The sequence below is a fragment of the Shimia abyssi genome, from assembly GCF_003014475.1.
GTDB classification, from domain to species: Bacteria; Pseudomonadota; Alphaproteobacteria; order Rhodobacterales; family Rhodobacteraceae; genus Shimia; species Shimia abyssi.
The window spans coordinates 512666-529841 of record NZ_PYGJ01000001.1; the positions used below are offsets into that span (position 1 = coordinate 512666).

A 17176-nucleotide genomic window follows, 5' to 3' on the forward strand; every position below is an offset into this window, starting at 1 on the left:
TCGGCGCACCTTTATTACAGGTGAAAACCCTTTCAGGCCTTGCAACGCTCTCCATAGATCTTGCCGCACTTGGTGGGCAATCTTAGTTCGACCAGCATCTGGTAAAGACGTGCTCGCGGCAACATCTAACCGCGCCCGCAAGCCACGCGAAAGAGTAAGGGTCTGACCCTCGCTCTTGATATGCCAACTACCACGCCTCATTGCGGTGCATCCTCGTCCTTGGTTTCAAACACCGCAGGACTGACGATTTCAATCAGCTCCATGTCATCCGAGTGGCGCACTTCTCGATGCTTGATACCCGGTGGCTGCAACACACAGGCCCCTTCGCGCAACATGTGCTCGCCCTGCCCTTCGTACTCAAATACAACCCAACCTTTGGTCACATAGACCATCTGGAAATCTAGTTCATGGCTGTGCCATGCTCCAGAACTCTCCTCCCCTGGCACCGCCCGGATGACATGCGCCCCGAATTTGCCTTGCGTCGCCTCCTTGATCCCAAGCTGACGGTACTCAAAAAACGCACGCAATCCCGCGCCGACAAATGGCGAGTCATCGGCATTAGAAACGGTAAACGCTTGGTTCTTGTAAAGATCGGTCATCTTCTCAAAGACATCTCGGGATCAAAGAAAAAGTCATGATGGAAATCGCACTTCTGTCGCTCACACTTTTCGCTCAAAGTGGGATATTGTCGTGTTTCTTCCATGGGTTCTCGAGCTTCTTGTTGCGAAGCGACGCAAAGGCTCGACTAACCCGTTTACGCGTAGATTGCGGCATGATCACTTCGTCAATAAAGCCACGCTCAGCTGCCACAAATGGCGTTGCGAAACGGTCTTCGTAGTCTTTGGTATGCGCTGCAATCTTGTCCGCATCGCCCAGATCAGCTCGGTGAATAATCTCGGTCGCCCCTTTAGCTCCCATTACCGCAACTTCGGCTGTCGGCCATGCATAGTTAAAGTCACCGCGCAAATGTTTGGAAGACATCACATCATATGCTCCGCCATAAGCTTTGCGGGTAATCACAGTTACTTTTGGCACAGTCGCTTCGCCGTACGCAAAGAGCAGTTTAGCGCCGTGTTTGATGACGCCACCATATTCTTGTGAAGTCCCCGGCAAAAAGCCCGGCACGTCAACGAGCGTCAAAATCGGAATTTCAAAACAATCGCAAAAGCGCACAAACCGCGCTGCTTTTCGCGAGCTGTCAATGTCGAGACACCCGGCCAGCACCATCGGCTGGTTGGCAACAACACCAACGGTTTGCCCTTCCAGACGAATAAAGCCGGTTATGATATTCTTAGCATAATCTTCTTGAATCTCATAAAAATCGCCCTCGTCTGCAACTTTATGGATCAGCTCTTTCATGTCGTAAGGCGAGTTCGGATTCTCGGGAATCAACGTGTCCAGCGACCGTTCGACACGACCGGGTTCGTCGAAGAATGGGCGGACAGGTGGTTTTTCACGGTTGTTAAGCGGCAGGAAATCTACAAGGCGGCGCACCTCAGCTAGGGCTTCCACGTCATTTTCGAAAGCGCCATCTGCAACCGAAGATTTTTTGGTGTGCGTCGAAGCCCCGCCAAGCTCTTCTGCGGTAACCACTTCGTTTGTTACCGTTTTAACGACATCGGGCCCGGTAACAAACATGTAGGAACTGTCTTTTACCATGAAAATGAAATCCGTCATTGCTGGCGAATAAACAGCTCCGCCTGCACATGGCCCCATAATCACTGAAATCTGCGGTACGACCCCAGACGCCAGAACATTGCGCTGAAAGACTTCGGCATATCCGGCGAGCGAGGCCACACCTTCCTGGATGCGTGCGCCACCCGAGTCGTTGATACCAATAACGGGTGCGCCGTTTTGAACCGCCATATCCATGATCTTGCAGATCTTCTCGGCATGTGTTTCGGAAAGTGAGCCGCCAAACACCGTAAAGTCTTGGGAAAAGACATACACCATGCGACCGTTAATCGTGCCCCAGCCTGTTACCACGCCATCACCGGCCGGTTTATCCTGCTCCATACCAAAATCAGTGCACCGATGGGCCTTGAACATGTCAAACTCTTCAAAGCTGCCCTCATCGAGTAGCAACTCGATGCGCTCTCGCGCCGTTAGCTTGCCCTTTGCGTGCTGACTATCGATCCGGCGTTGACCACCGCCTAGCCGTGCGGTTTCCCTGCGCTCTTCCAGTTGCTGGAGGATATCTTTCATGGCATGTCCCCTATGATTTATGCGGACCATAGTCACTTCGACAGGCGCAACAAAGAGATATTCGGCAAATTTGCAAATTTATGCAAATCGTTTGAGCGAATAATGCAAAACTGAAAACCAACCCCTTAGCCAGTGGCGAACCGTAGACATTCCTACTTTGACCCCCTACTTCGAAACCATGAATGACCGCATCCGCAGTCGCTTTCTAGACCGCAAGACACCGCCTCACATTTTTACGCTCATCCTACTTGCTGGGATGTCGGCGCTGAGTATGAATATCTTCTTGCCCAGCCTACCTAGTATGGCCGAGCATTTTCAAACCACTTACGGTGTTATGCAACTCTCCATTGCTGTGTATTTGGCGGTCAATGCTGTTTTGCAAATTCTAATCGGCCCAATATCTGACAAACTAGGGCGACGACCTGTTATTCTGGGTGGATTGGCAATATTTTTGCTGGCAACTCTGGGCTGCATTTTTGCGACCAATGTAGGCGTCTTCTTAATATTCCGAATGATTCAAGCCGTTATCGTCAGCTCGATGGTCATCAGCCGGGCCATCGTGCGGGATATGGTCCCAGCTGACCAAGCTGCCTCGATGATTGGCTATGTCACAATGGGAATGACCATTGTTCCAATGCTGGGCCCAGCACTGGGCGGCGTTTTAGATCAAGCATTTGGTTGGGAAGCCAGTTTTTGGGTTTTGTTCGCGACAGGGTTTTTCGTATTTATCCTGTCCTGGGCCGACCAAGGCGAAACAAAAAAGAAAAGTGGATTGTCGCTCGGCCAGCAGTTCCAAGAGATGCCCGAGCTGCTCCGCAGCCCTCGGTTCTGGGGATACTCTTTGTCGTGCACGCTCAGCTCAGGTGCATTTTTTGCCTATCTCGGCGGTGCTCCATTTGTGGCAACTGATTTGTTCGGCTTGTCGGCTGCGAAAATGGGTTTCTATTTCGGCGCGCCTGCTGTCGGATACTTTTTTGGCAACTTCATTTCCGGCCGCTATTCGGTGCGCTTCGGAATCAACACGATGGTCCTATGGGGGTGCTGCATCGCGACTCTAGGTGTCTTTCTTTCGTTGCTCACATTCAGTATGGGGCTCGGTTCCGCAGAAACATTCTTTGCCTTTATGACGTTTATTGGCCTTGGCAATGGCCTTTCCATTCCCAATGCTACATCTGGCGCTCTCTCGGTGCGCCCGCACTTGGCCGGCACTGCGTCTGGCCTTTCTGGGGCCTTGATGCTGGGAGGCGGTGCCGGGCTCTCTGCGTTGGCAGGTGCACTGCTAGGACCGGGTTCCAGCGCTTTTCCATTGCTGTGGCTAATGCTCGCCAGCACATCTTTGGGCATCGTCACGATCTTGCTGGTCATCCGGCGAGAACGCCAACTTAATCTTTGATCTTCTCACTCCACCGAAATCCGTCGTAGTCACATTCAATACTGGTGCAGACGTGTTTGCAAAGCTATCTTTGCAATTACGCAACAACCCGTGGAATCATCATGCCCACTCAAAAGCTGTATGCTGGCGCCAAACTGCGCGAAATTCGCACACGCCTCGCTCTTACGCAAAAGGACTTTGCCCAAAAACTTGGGGTCTCGCTGCCTTACCTGAATCAAATGGAAAACAACAACCGGCCGGTTTCGACAACGGTTGTGCTGGCGCTGGCTCAGGAATTTGGCCTGGATGTTACGGAACTGAGCACCGGTGACAGCGAGCGACTTGTGTCCGACATGCGAGAAGCTCTTGCAGACCCAATCCTGGCCGAAACATCTGCACCACTGGCTGATCTCCGCCTCACAGCCTCCAATGCGCCCGCGCTAGCACGGGCTTTTCTGGAACTACACAAAGCCTACCGGCAAACGCACGAACGTCTTGCGTCGCTCGACGAAGCATTGGGGCGACAAGACGTGCAAATGCAAGCGAGCCCTTGGGATGAAGTGCGCGATTTCTTCCACTATTGCGACAATTATATAGACGCGGTTGATCGCGCCGCCGAGCATTTTGCGACCAGTACTCCGGACCAGGTTGGCATTCGTGCTGCCGCAATTTCTGCAATGCGTTCCTGTGGTGTTTCGGTGACATTCACCGATGTCGAAACCTTACGTGAGTACGACGCAGACAAGCAGGTTTTGCGTATCTCGCGGTACGCGCAACCAGAAACGCAAACGTTTCAAATGCTTCTTCAAGTTGCTTTATTGCAAAGCGACAAACTACTTGAAGCGACATTGGACCTCGCCCGGTTCCATACAGATGCGGCCCGCTCGATTGCCAAAATAGGGCTGGCAAACTACTTCGCAGGCGCCGCTTTGATGCCATATGGTGCCTTTCTTCAAGCTGCGCAAGACACGCGACATGATCTCGAATTACTTGCAAATCGATTTGGCGCTTCGATTGAGCAGGTTGCGCACAGACTTTCGACCATGCAGCGCCCAAACGCAAAAGGAGTGCCTTTCTTCTTTGTACGTGTTGATCAGGCCGGTACAATTACCAAACGCCACTCCGCAACGCGGCTTCAGTTTGCAAGATTTGGCGGGGCTTGCCCGCTGTGGAATGTTCACCGCGCCTTTGAAACACCTGGACGTTTTCTGCGCCAATTGGCTGAAACACCGGATGGAGTACGCTATTTCTCACTGGCTTGCGATGTTTCAAAATCAGGCGGGCATTATGGGGCCCCAGTGCGCCGTTATGCCATCGCGCTCGGATGCGAGATAAGACACGCGGATGCACTGGTCTACGCAGATCACATGGATGTATCAAGTCCGCAAGCCTTTGAACCCATTGGAATTTCCTGTCGAATTTGCGAACGTGCAGAGTGCCACCAACGCTCCGTTCCCCCATTAGAACGTCGATTGACGATCAATGAAAACATACGCGGTGTTTTGCCTTATGAGGTTGAATAGCAAAGCTTAAACTATCCAATGGCGAATTTGCCAATGGCTTTCCAATTGCGGTGATATCAACGCTTAAGACACGCCAACCCTAAAGAAAAAGGACGGCAGATTTTTTCCACCGCCCTTTCCGAGAACATACGGTTCCGTTCCATGGACAGTGCCGGGTGAAACGACATTTGGCTGTCGAAAACTATACCCGTACATTGGAACCTTCTGAAACTAGTTAGCCTTGAGATAAGCGTAAATCTCATCCTTAAGCGCCGAGCGCCGCTTGCGTAGATCGACTTCAGACAATTCTTCGCGTGGTTTTATGTTAGTCTCCGCCAAATGCACCTTTTGGTTCAGCTCTTCGTACTCTTGAGAGAGTTTTGCGAAATGCATGTCGCTAACTTTGAGAGCGCTCATTTTTTCTACAAACTCTGGAAATTCTTCAGGCAGATCATGTGGGGTGTGGGACATCGTGTGCGCTCCTTTTTGTTGTGTCAGACGGAGACTACAAACGACCTCCCAAGATGCGCTTTGACCCGGATCAAATCACATTGTACTTTCACACTTTCTCTGTGCCAGTTCAACGCTGGGCAACTTGCCAATCCGGGTGCACCCACGGCATGTCGTTGGCCGCAGCCAGCCGCCGACCAAGAATATGGTCCGAGGCTTTTTCGCCCGTCATGATCGATGGGCCGTTGAGATTGCCATTTGTTATGCGCGGAAAGATGGAGCTGTCGGCAACGCGCAATCCATCAACACCGATCACACGGCATTCGGGATCGACAACGGCAAGAGGGTCATCTGCCCGCCCCATGCGGCATGTGCCACAGGGATGATAAGCGCTTTCAGCGTGTTCGCGAATAAACCCATCCAATTCGTCGTCTGATTGCAGCGCGGCACCCGGCTGAATTTCGTGTTTAACGAACGGTTTGAATGCTTCTTGAGCAAAGATTTCCCGCGTGAGCCGGATGCATTTACGAAAATCAACCCAATCTCGCTCTGTGCTCATGTAGTTGAAAAAGATGTGCGGCGCGTCTTTTGGATCAGCCGAATTTAACGTGACCGCTCCACGTGAGGGCGAGCGCATCGGACCGACATGAGCTTGAAACCCATGACCTTCTGCAGCGGCCTGACCATCGTAACGAACGGCGAGCGGTAGGAAATGGTATTGGATGTCTGGATACTCCACCCCAGCGTGCGAACGAATGAAGGCCGCGCTTTCGAACTGGTTAGACGCGCCTGGACCTTTCCGCGCAAAGAGCCACTGCGCGCCGACCCATGCCTTCCCAAACAGGTTCCAATACTTATAGAGCGTAATTGGCTGGGCACTGGCCATCTGCAAGTAGACTTCAAGGTGATCTTGTAAGTTTTGCCCTACACCCGCGCGATCCGCGACGACTTCAATACCGTGCGAAGCCAGATGCGCGCCAGGTCCAATTCCAGATAGCATGAGCAACTTGGGTGAGTTGAGAGATGACGCCGCAAGGATAACTTCTTGACTGGTGTGAATGACGTCAGTCCGGCCACCGCGCTCAATTTCAACACCGACCGCACGCCCGTTTTTGATTACCACTTTGCGGGCCAATCCACGCACAAGTGTACAGTTGTCACGCTTTAACGCGGGCTTCAAATAGGCATTAGCCGCCGACCAGCGTTGTCCTTTCCAAACCGTCATTTCCATAGGGCCAAAACCCTCTTGCTGTTGACCGTTATAGTCGGACGTCACCGGATAACCCGCCTGGGCACCTGCGGTTACAAACGCAGAATGCAATGGGTTGTCACGTGGCCCACGGGTGATGTGCAGCGGACCGTCGGTGCCACGCCAATGCGGATCACCCCCGTGACCGCTGTCATGCCACGTTTCCATACGCCGGAAGTAAGGCAGCACATCGGCATAACCCCAACCGTCCGCTCCGCTTTCCGCCCAATGATCGTAGTCGCCCGCGTGGCCGCGAACGTAAACCATACCATTGATCGAGCTAGAGCCACCTATGACCTTGCCTCTGGGGCAAACCAACTCGCGCCCACCCAAATGCGGCTCTGGTGCGGATTTGTAACCCCAGTCATAGCGCGACATGTTCATCGGGTAACTCAACGCGCCGGGCATCTGGATCAGCGGGCCCGCATCGGTGCCACCGTGCTCGATCACGATAACTGACTTGCCCGCCTCGCTCAGGCGATAGGCAATGGCGCATCCGGCCGATCCGGCGCCAACAACTACATAGTCAGCATTCATCATGCCGAGAGAGCCTCAATAAAGGCCAAATTAGCGGAATATACCGCCGACTTAAGTGCCTGTTTGGCGTGACTTTTCGCGCGCATTAGAATGGCGCCTCTACGTCGCCCATACGCACATAAACTGACTTTACTTGACTATAGTGCGCGATCGCCTCTTTCGAATTTTCACGACCAACACCGCTGGCTTTCACCCCGCCAAAGGGTGCTTCAACCGGCGCGTCATTATATGAGTTGATGAAACAACTGCCGGCTTGCAACGCACTGATCACACGGTGTCCGCGCGAAAGATCAGATGTAAACACGCCTGCAGATAGACCATATTCAGTCGCGTTCGCGCGTAAAACGGCCTCTTCTTCTGTTTCGAAGTCCAGCACCGACATAACTGGCCCAAAGATCTCTTCTCGAGCAATTGTCATATCATCAGTGACGTCCGCAAACACTGTCGGCTCTAGATAGAACCCATCCCGGTCAATCCTTTTGCCACCACACACCAGGCGCGCGCCTTCAGAAACACCCTTTTCCATGTAGCCGAGCACAATATTCATCTGTGCCTCACTAACCATGGGACCGAAGCTTGTCGCTTCGTCCAATGGGTCGCCGATCACCACATTGCCAAGCCTCTCGGATAGTCTCTTGATAAACGCTTCCTTAAGGCCCTTTTGCACAAACACCCTTGTTCCATTGGAACACACTTGGCCAGAGGAGTAGAAATTGCCATTTATCGCGCCACCAACTGCGTTGTCCAGATCTGCGTCGTCAAAGATAATCAGGGGCGATTTGCCGCCTAACTCCATTGTAACGTGTTTCATTTGACTAGCTGCCGAGGCGTATACTTTGCGTCCCGTCGGCACAGACCCAGTCAAAGACACTTTGGCTACGCGCGGGTCGGACACCAACGCAGCGCCAACGTCACCCAAGCCTTGCACTACATTGTACACCCCCTTGGGAAGACCTGCTACAACAAGAATCTCTGCAACTTTCAATGCGCACATCGGAGTAGTTTCGGACGGCTTGAAAATCATTGCATTGCCACAAGCCAATGCTGGAGCGCCCTTCCAACAGGCGATCTGTGTAGGGTAATTCCACGCCCCGATCCCAACACAAACCCCTAGCGGTTCACGAATGGTGTAAACCCAGTCGTCACCCAGCGAAATGTGCTCACCTGTCAGGCTTCCCGCCAACCCGCCAAAATACTCCAGCGCATCCGCGCCGCTCGTGGCATCTACTGCAATTGTCTCCTGATACGGTTTTCCCGTATCGTGGGTTTCAAGCACCGAAAGCTCGTGATTGCGCTCCATAATCATACGTGCAGCACGGGCAAGGATACGGCCTCGTTCACGACCTGGTACTTTCGCCCACTGGCGCTGCGCGGATTCGGCACTCGCCAAGGCCCTCTCTAGGATTGCCGGTGTCGCACCATACACGCGGCCAATAATTTTTCCAGTTGCAGGGTAGATGATGTCAATCGGTGTTCCGGTTTCATCCTCAACATATTCACCATCCACAAAATGGCTTGCCACGGGTTGTAGCTGCATCGTCGCGCTCCTGAAAATTGCCCTGCACCGTGACTCATCACGTCTTTCATTGGAGCAGACTAGCACCGACTTTCAGTTTTTTAAATGCGCGTTTCATTTTTTTATTTAAATTACAATATTGAACCTGCACGTCGTTGGCGTCATTCTGGGACAATGGGCCGCAAACGTATCCGTGATATCCGCCATCAGGAATTGATCGACGCAACAATCCTCGCTGTGCATCAGCGCGGCTACGCCGTTGTTACAATGACGGAAATCGCTAACCTTGCTGGCGCCTCGGCTGCATCAATCAACTACTATTTTGGCTCCAAGGAAAAGTTGATGGAGGCTACGATGCGCCGCCTGATGACCATGCTGAAAGAGGCGATGTTGGAACGCTATTCAGCTGCAGAAACTCCACATGAACGGCTTATGGCCGTTCTTGATGCAAACTTTGCCGATCGGCTTTATACGATCGAACAATGTTCTTTGTGGGTGCAGTTTTGGGGCAGCGCACCCTACGTGCCGCGGCTAGCTCGGCTTCATCAGATTAACAGGGCGCGGGTCACGTCGCACTTTCGCGCTGAGCTGAGTGCTCTACTCCCCCAAAGCCGACGCGAGACAGTCAGGATCGCGCTACAAAGCTATATGGATGGCGTCTGGCTTGAGGCGGCGCAATCTGCTGTGGCACTCGATCCTGAACAAGCTAGGTACGAAGCGAGAAAAGTTGCCAACCTATTGCTGAAATCAGACGTTTAAACGACAGTCTAACGATCGCTCGCGCCTTCGGGTAGAAAACCAATTGCCTAGCGTCGATACTCCAAAGGTCGGGGCGCGCCGAGATAAATTAATTCCAACTTCTCATTGCTCGCTTCTTCGATGATGTAGCAATATTGATCCTGAGTTTCCGGCTCAGTCTGGATCAAAACGGGCCCCACGTCGGGGCCATCCTCACAACGATCCAATATCTGAAGGAACATCTCTCCCAACTGTTCGCCACCATAAATATCGAGCATCTCTGCACCCTCGATGAATAGCTCTGACTGCGGGTCATCCACACTTCGCCACTTCCCCTGCATAGCAATACGCTGTGCCTGATACCGATCATATCCCGGCAAATAAGCAATCTCGCGTAATGCGACCTCAACCGAGATATCGCCGTAATTGATCATATCACCCGCAAAACTGACGGGGGTCGTGACGGGCAAGAACTCCAGCGCGTCCAACATCGTATCCGGCGTTCCACCTCCGTAATAGGCATAGAACTTCCAGCCATCCGCATGAAAAGCGCACCACGCGCCGTCTTCACCTTGCACGCAGCCTTGGAAAATGCCGGTTTGCGAGAACGGCTCACCTAAGAGACCCGGTTGAGAATCACCTCTCAGCGGCAGCATGCCGCTGGCAATCTCGCCCATCTCAACGTGCAATTGAGGTTCAGGTGGGCCTTTTCTGTCAAACATATCGCTCTGCATCATTACAGAAAAATGCTTCGCCGTTTTGCCTGTGTCTATTCTAGCAAATCCCTTGGTTTCATACCCACGCTCATCGCAATGTTCGTCTCCGAAAATTGTGAATGCATCCGACTGGGTGCAGAATGTATTTCGTGCCTCAGGTGTAAACGTGCGATCTGCTGCACTTGCATAAACATAATAATATCGACGCTTCAGATCCGCCTGAAGGGGCTGCTTGCACGCACCCGGTGCTAACGTCCACCAGCCCTCGGATACAAATTGCTCACCATCTTTGTACCCTATGGAAACACTGGTCCTGAAATCCGTCCCATTGCAGATTTCTAATCCTGCAAAAGCGCCACTTGCAGACGTGAGAAACGTCAACCCGCTGAACAATATTGCGTTTTGAAAGCAAGCCATAAACGTCCCTCCGTCATTTCCGCTACTTACTTACACCCTAGCAAAATCGCGCGAACGCAGGCAATCAAAGCTTGGTTTGTCCCTCAAGTGGCGTGATTTGCCTTCGCTTCAGCATCGCCTCGCGCCAGGTGATAAAACAGATGGCAGATACGATCAGAACTCCGCCAAGGACAACCCAGACATCAGGTGCCTCTGAGAAGATGATCCAACCAATCAGTACCGACCAGATGAGTTGGAGAAAACTTACAGGTTGCGTTACAGTTACCGGCGCAGCACGAAAGGCCAGCGTCATTGTGTAATGACCAGCCGTCGCGAAACAGGCAACGCCGAACAAAAGCAGCAACTCATTCAAGGTTGGTGTGACCCAGACCAAAATCGCCGCAGGCGCGAGGCCGATTGTTACAGATACCGACAACATTCCGACCAAGACAGTTGGAGGCAGTTCGTCGCTCAACACCTTGGCAAGCAAATAACTTACTCCAAAGGCCAGCGCCGTAAACAACATGGCGACGTGGCCCGGGTTTAATTCACGAAAGCCTGGACGCAGGATGACAAACGCTCCAAGCAAAGCCATCGCAATTGCAAAAATGCGCCGCATCGCCAGTTTTTCACCCAAGAATAGGGCGGCGCCAATCGTCACGTAAATCGGCGCCATATAATTCATGGCGGTCACCTCGGCGAGCGGGATTCGCGTCATGGCAAAGAACCAACATCCAACGCCGATTGTGTGCACGACACCGCGCAAGGTGAAGAGTGATACTTGCCGATTCGTAAGGCCAGCCCTCAATATTGGCTGTACCATCGGCACTAAAAACACAACACCCAGCGCGTACCGGAGAAAGGCGGCCTCTACTGCTGGGATGCGCGATCCGACAAATTTGACCAATACCGTCACGCCGACAAAACACACACCAGTGACCAACATCCAAAACACTCCGGCAACGGGGCGCGAGTCATTTTTTTGATGTTGCCGTGCGACCATTTGGGCACAGGATCATTTTTGCACGGCATTGTCGAGCAAGCACATCACTGGAGATCCTGGCAGCGCCATTACGGCAATGGAATAAATTCGGCATCATCTCCGGGTGGCAATGAAAACCGGCCTTCGCTCCAATCACCCGCAGCCCAAGCATGCTTTGCCGCTTCAATTTTTTCGCGGCTCGCGGCGACAAAATTCCACCAAATATGGCGAGGCCCATTGAGCGTTGCACCGCCCAACGCCATAAGCCTCGCTCCCTCTGGTCCGGCCTTCACTGTAATCGCGTCTCCGGGTCGAAACACCATCATGCGTCCGGCTTCAAACCTGTCACCAGCTACCTCGATGGCCCCTTGGCTCACGTATAGCCCACGATCCTCGTGATTATCCGGCATTGGCAATTTCGCGCCGGCTTGCAAGGTGACATCCGCATAAAATGTCTCGGACAGAACCGTCGCCGGTGCCCGCGCGCCCCAAGCGTTGCCAAGAATGAGGCGAACCTCTTTGCCCTCTCCCTCTAAGAATGGCAGCGCTGCTTTGTCATGGTGCTCGAACCGAGCCGCATCTTCTTCATGTTCTTCCGGTAGCGCGATCCATGTTTGAATGCCAAACAACGAACTGGGATTTTGTCGGGTCTCGGCACTTGTGCGTTCAGAATGGGTCACGCCGTTTCCAGCGACCATCCAGTTGACTTCGCCCGGGTAGATCATCTGATGCGTACCCAGACTGTCACGATGCTCAAACTCACCGGAGTAAAGATACGTGACCGTGCCAAGCCCGATATGCGGGTGTGGCCGCACGTCGATACCTTTGCCGGTCAAAAACTCCACGGGGCCCATTTGATCAAAGAATATGAAAGGCCCGACCATTTGCCGACGCGGCGCGGGCAAAGCACGGCGCACCTCAAAGTCACCAATATCGCGCGCGCGCGGAACTATGACGGTTTCGATTGCGTCCAAGCTGCCAGCATCGGGGCAACTGGGTTCAAGTGTGGGGTTCCAGCTCATAATGCGCTCCTCTTGTGTAAAGAGATATTATGGTGAACGCATGAATGCACAAAAGTTCGAATTTCCCACAACCATTGTGCGCAAAATAGGAAGTCGGACAAAATTGTCCGACCTACACGCCGATCACCAGTTTCGTCGCAATCGCCCACATTGTTATACCAACGAACACATCCAGAGTGCGCCACGCGCGCGCGCTGGTGAACACTGGTCGCAAAAAGCGTGCGCCAAACCCAAGCATAAAGAAAAACACAAAGCTCGAAATCGCTGCGCCCACGCCAAACGCCCATTGCAGCTCATACTGGGCGGAAATCCCTCCGAGCAAAACAACGGTATCCAGATAAACATGCGGGTTGGCCCAGGTCAGCAGCAGGCAGGTACTGATGGCACCCTTTAGACTGCCCGCCGTGCCGCCTTTGTCTTCGAGCTTTCCGCCCCCCACCCAAGCTGCGCGGAAATTCATGGCACCGTACACAAAAAGAAACGCCGCCCCGGCCCAACGCACAAGGTTTAGCGCCCAAGGATTGGCGGCGATCAGCGCGCCAAATCCGGCCACGCCCGCAGTAATCAAAAGAGCGTCTGAAAGGGCACAGGTCAGCACCAATGATAGAACATAGTCACCTCGTAGCCCTTGCCGGAGCACAAATGCATTTTGCGCGCCAATGGCCATGATCAAGGAAAACCCCAAAAGAAACCCTGCCAGCCCTGCTTCGATCATCGATATGCCCTCAACATGATTGAACCTTGCCTAGCGCGGAGGGGATCTTTATTCAAATTAAAGAATGCGACCCTAAATTAGAATATCTAATGATAGTTGATTATGCCCAGCTCACAACGCTCGCCGCTATTTTGCGCACAGGCAGTTTCGACGGGGCAGCCGAAGCACTGGGCGTGACGCAGTCGGCGGTTTCGCAGCGCCTGAAAAATCTGGAAGAACGTATCGGGACGCCACTCGTGCTGCGCGGACAGCCCTGCACGGGAACAGCGACAGGGCGTCGTCTGGCCGCGCATCTCGATCAGGTAAGCCTGCTAGAACATGGTCTGTCGCGCGACATCGAGTCGCTGACACCGCGCTCGGCACGGCTTCGGATTGCAGTGAACGCCGACAGCCTGGCCACGTGGTTTATATCAGCTGCGGCCATGGCACCCGATCTTCTATTTGATCTGGTGGTTGATGATCAGGAGTACTCGGCAGACTGGCTGCGCCGCGGAGAGGTTGTCGCGGCCGTGACATCCCACGCGTCACCGATTTCAGGGTGCAGCAGCCATGCGCTCGGCGCACTCAGATACCTGGCCACGGCCAGCCCGTCCTTTTTCCGCAAATACTTTTCCGTTGGAGTGACCGCCGAAACAATTGCCAAGGCCCCGATGCTACGCTTTGACGCTAAGGACCGATTGCAGCAGAACTGGATGAAAACTCATTTGAACTGCTCAGCTACGCCACCCAGCCACCGTTTGCCATCATCAGAGGGGTTTGTCGAAGCAAGCTTATTGGGGTTGGGGTGGGGCATGAACCCGGAAATGCTGGTGAATGATCACATCGCGACTGGGCGACTGGTTACTCTTTTGCCCGACGCGCACCAAGATATACCGCTTTATTGGCAAACAAGCCGCTTGGTCGATGGCGCACTCGAACCGCTTACACGGGCGGTGCGGCGGCAAACGCGACATATGCTGATAAATTGAGAAACGGCCTAATTTGATTGGGATCAGTTGAACGACAATCACCTTTGCACAGCGAAGCAATGCAATTTTGGGTATTAAAAGGCCCTGCAAAATGCTTGCAGGGCCAAACTCGTAGAACTCTGAAACAAGCTTAAAGCTGTTCCATAACCTCGTCGCTGGCCTCAAAATTGGTTGTGACACGCTGGATATCGTCGTCGTCTTCAAGCGCATCCACCAATTTCATCAGCTTTTGCATGGCCTCAAGGTCCATCTCTGTGGTGGTCGTGGGCTTCCATACCAATTTGGTTGAGTCACTTTCACCAAGTGCCGCTTCAAGCGCGCTGGAAACGTCGTTCAGATCAGTATCTTCACACCAGATAATGTGGCCATCATCGCTGCTTTCAACGTCTTCCGCGCCTGCTTCAATGGCAGCTTCAAAGATGGTGTCAGCATCCCCTGAGTCTGCTGGGTATGTCACTTCGCCCTTGCGCTCAAACATGAAACCAACGGATCCGGTTTCACCCAGATTGCCGCCATTCTTTGAGAATGTTGAGCGAACCGTTGATGCAGTACGATTACGGTTGTCGGTCATTGCCTCAACGATAACCGCCACGCCATTGGGGCCATAGCCCTCATAGCGGATCTCTTCGTAGTCATCGCCCTCACCCGCCACAGATTTCTTAATCGCGCGGTCAATCACGTCCTTTGGGACGGATTGCGACTTGGCTTCTTTGACCGCTAGACGCAGGCGTGGGTTTTTCTCTGGATCGGGGTCGCCCATCTTGGCAGCCACCGTGATCTCTTTTGACAGTTTGGAAAACAGCTTGGAACGCGCAGCGTCCTGACGCCCTTTGCGGTGCTGAATGTTTGCCCATTTACTATGGCCGGCCATGTTTCGCCTCCGGTTACTTCTGCGCGGTATGCGCGCGCTATCTGATGATCACCGCTTCTATACGGCAAGCCGCCACAGGGCCGCAAGCGGTTGCTTTATCAGTCTGGCTGGGCTTGGATCAACCAAAGAAACAACACATCCCGAGGCCGCGCATGACATTTGATCAGATCATTTTGTTTTCCCTTTTTGGTGGGGTGTTTGCGATGTTGCTTTGGGGGCGATTTCGATATGATTTGATCGCATTTTCCGCGCTCCTAATCGGTGTCGTCCTTGGCGTGGTGCCGGTCAAGGACGCATTCTCGGGTTTCGGCCATCCGGCAACAATCATTGTCGCTCTAGTGTTGGTGGTTTCGGCAGGGTTGGTGCGGTCAGGCGCAGTGTTTTTGATAACACGAACTTTGGTCGACAGCACCCGGGCCCTCGGCAGCCATATCGCCATGGTCGGCGCAATTGGCGCCGTTTTATCCGCTTTTATGAACAACGTCGCCGCGCTGGCGCTGTTGATGCCCGTCGACATCCAAACCGCACGCAAAGCCGGTCGCAGTCCGTCTAAGTCTTTGATGCCGCTTAGTTTTGCAACCATTTTGGGGGGTATGGCGACATTGATCGGCACCCCTCCCAATATCATCATCGCCTCGATCAGAGAGGAATCTTTGGGCGAACCGTTTCGCATGTTTGACTTTGCGCCGGTGGGCGGCATTACTGCCGTGGCCGGGCTAATCTTTGTGGCATTGATTGGCTGGCGCCTTATCCCCGACCGAGAAGACGCAGGTCAAAAGGTCTCTGACTTAGGGCAATACATCGCCGAGTTGACCGTGCCCGAGGACAGCAAGCTGATCGGCCAGCGCGTCGGAGAATTGGACGCCCAAGCTGATGAGAGCGACGTCGCCATCCTGGGCCTGATCCGCAAAGGCAAACGACTTTATGGCGCTGCGCGAAACTATGTTCTGCAAGAAGGCGACACCTTGATACTCGAGGCCAGCCCCGATGCGTTGGACGAGTTTCGCGCAGCCTTGTCGCTAAACTTTTCCGACGAACGCAGAGAAGAAGCATTAAAGGCGGCAGGCGACGGGTTGGACGTTATCGAAATAGTGGTGCCCGAATCTGGGCGTGTTGTCGGGAAGTCGGCGCAATCACTGGGTCTTGCGTGGCGCCAAGGCGCCGTATTGATGGGGATTTCCCGGCAAGGTCGGCGCATTCGCAGCCAAATTCGTAAGACCGAAATTCAACCGGGCGACATTCTTCTGGTGCTGGTGCACAAAGACCGAGGTGCGGATGTAACCGATTGGCTGGGCTGTTTGCCTCTTGCCGATCGCGGTCTTGTTGTCACTGCCAACTCAAAAATCTGGTTGGCGATCGGCCTGTTTGTCGGTGCAGTTGCGGCCGCCTCGGTTGGCCTTATCTATTTGCCGATTGCACTTGGGCTCGTTGTGGTTGCGTATGTGCTGACCAAGATTGTGCCTATCTCAGAGCTTTATGACCACATTGAATGGCCCGTGGTTGTTCTGCTGGGATCCATGATCCCCTTGGGCGCAGCTCTGGACAGTTCCGGCGGCACCTCGCTCATCGCCAACGCTTTGGTGGGCCTGACTGGCGGGTTGCCTGCTTGGGCAGTCCTGACCGTGCTGATGTTGGTCACAATGACTTTGTCCGATGTCCTTAACAACACCGCGACAACAATTGTCGCGGCACCCGTTGCAATTCAAATGGCCACATCGCTGGACGTGTCCGCCGATCCGTTCTTGATGGCCGTCGCAGTTGCAGCAAGCTCGGCCTTCCTCACCCCAATTGGCCACAAGAATAACACCCTGATCCTCGGGCCCGGCGGGTATCAGTTTGGCGACTACTGGCGCATGGGTTTGCCATTGGAAATCTTGGTCGTTGCGGTTTCAATCCCGGCCATCCTGACGTTCTGGCCGCTATAGTTTTTCGCCCGA

At 53.5% G+C, this 17176-nt stretch carries 15 protein-coding genes; 5 read left to right on the forward strand and 10 right to left on the reverse strand.

Going from position 1 to position 17176, the window contains the following annotated elements:
• Positions 1-197: 197 nt before the first annotated feature.
• Positions 198-599 (reverse strand): cupin domain-containing protein, encoded by a 402-nt coding sequence (locus CLV88_RS02510; protein WP_106606773.1) that lies wholly within the window; start codon positions 597-599, stop codon positions 198-200.
• Between the two features lie 73 nt (positions 600-672).
• Positions 673-2205 (reverse strand): acyl-CoA carboxylase subunit beta, encoded by a 1533-nt coding sequence (locus tag CLV88_RS02515; RefSeq protein ID WP_106606774.1) that lies wholly within the window; start codon positions 2203-2205, stop codon positions 673-675.
• Positions 2206-2383: 178 nt separating this feature from the next.
• Here CLV88_RS02515 and CLV88_RS02520 point away from each other — a divergent pair, with 178 nt between their 5' ends.
• Both CLV88_RS02520 and CLV88_RS02525 read left to right on the forward strand, forming a co-directional pair.
• Positions 2384-3598, forward strand: coding sequence for a multidrug effflux MFS transporter (locus CLV88_RS02520; protein ID WP_106606775.1), 1215 nt, complete (start codon positions 2384-2386; stop codon positions 3596-3598).
• A gap of 101 nt (positions 3599-3699) precedes the next feature.
• Positions 3700-5100: a helix-turn-helix domain-containing protein gene (locus CLV88_RS02525; RefSeq protein WP_106607070.1), complete on the forward strand. Its 1401-nt coding sequence runs from the start codon at positions 3700-3702 to the stop codon at positions 5098-5100.
• Positions 5101-5310: 210 nt separating this feature from the next.
• Here the strand turns inward: CLV88_RS02525 and CLV88_RS02530 are convergent, their stop codons facing one another.
• From CLV88_RS02530 to betB, 3 genes are all read right to left on the reverse strand, one after another.
• The gene (locus CLV88_RS02530; protein ID WP_106606776.1) at positions 5311-5550 is read right to left on the reverse strand and encodes an HP1242/YdcH family protein; all 240 of its coding nucleotides are present in this window, start codon (positions 5548-5550) and stop codon (positions 5311-5313) included.
• 109 nt (positions 5551-5659) lie between these two features.
• The gene (gene betA / locus CLV88_RS02535) at positions 5660-7315 is read right to left on the reverse strand and encodes a choline dehydrogenase (protein WP_106607071.1); all 1656 of its coding nucleotides are present in this window, start codon (positions 7313-7315) and stop codon (positions 5660-5662) included.
• An 85-nt stretch (positions 7316-7400) separates the two neighbouring features.
• On the reverse strand, positions 7401-8852 hold the full coding sequence (gene betB / locus CLV88_RS02540; RefSeq protein ID WP_106606777.1) for a betaine-aldehyde dehydrogenase: 1452 nt from the start codon (positions 8850-8852) through the stop codon (positions 7401-7403).
• Positions 8853-9005: 153 nt separating this feature from the next.
• Between betB and betI the strand changes: the two genes are divergently transcribed.
• A complete protein-coding gene (betI, locus tag CLV88_RS02545; RefSeq protein WP_106607072.1) occupies positions 9006-9590 on the forward strand; it encodes a choline-binding transcriptional repressor BetI in 585 nt (194 codons plus the stop codon).
• Positions 9591-9637: 47 nt separating this feature from the next.
• On the opposite strand, the gene CLV88_RS02550 is transcribed toward betI, so the two are convergent.
• From CLV88_RS02550 to CLV88_RS02565, 4 genes are all read right to left on the reverse strand, one after another.
• Positions 9638-10702, reverse strand: coding sequence for a DUF1036 domain-containing protein (locus tag CLV88_RS02550; RefSeq protein ID WP_106606778.1), 1065 nt, complete (start codon positions 10700-10702; stop codon positions 9638-9640).
• A 64-nt stretch (positions 10703-10766) separates the two neighbouring features.
• Positions 10767-11684: a DMT family transporter gene (locus CLV88_RS02555; protein WP_106606779.1), complete on the reverse strand. Its 918-nt coding sequence runs from the start codon at positions 11682-11684 to the stop codon at positions 10767-10769.
• 68 nt (positions 11685-11752) lie between these two features.
• Positions 11753-12685, reverse strand: coding sequence for a pirin family protein (locus CLV88_RS02560; RefSeq protein WP_106606780.1), 933 nt, complete (start codon positions 12683-12685; stop codon positions 11753-11755).
• A 112-nt stretch (positions 12686-12797) separates the two neighbouring features.
• Positions 12798-13400: a LysE/ArgO family amino acid transporter gene (locus CLV88_RS02565; protein ID WP_106606781.1), complete on the reverse strand. Its 603-nt coding sequence runs from the start codon at positions 13398-13400 to the stop codon at positions 12798-12800.
• A gap of 89 nt (positions 13401-13489) precedes the next feature.
• On the opposite strand from CLV88_RS02565, the gene CLV88_RS02570 reads away from it, so the two are divergent.
• Entirely contained in the window at positions 13490-14368 is an 879-nt protein-coding gene (locus CLV88_RS02570) for a LysR family transcriptional regulator ArgP (RefSeq protein WP_106606782.1), read from the forward strand.
• A 130-nt stretch (positions 14369-14498) separates the two neighbouring features.
• Here the strand turns inward: CLV88_RS02570 and CLV88_RS02575 are convergent, their stop codons facing one another.
• Positions 14499-15239, reverse strand: coding sequence for a YebC/PmpR family DNA-binding transcriptional regulator (locus tag CLV88_RS02575; RefSeq protein ID WP_106606783.1), 741 nt, complete (start codon positions 15237-15239; stop codon positions 14499-14501).
• Between the two features lie 152 nt (positions 15240-15391).
• On the opposite strand from CLV88_RS02575, the gene CLV88_RS02580 reads away from it, so the two are divergent.
• On the forward strand, positions 15392-17164 hold the full coding sequence (locus CLV88_RS02580) for an SLC13 family permease (RefSeq protein ID WP_106607073.1): 1773 nt from the start codon (positions 15392-15394) through the stop codon (positions 17162-17164).
• The last annotated feature ends 12 nt before the right edge of the window (positions 17165-17176 follow it).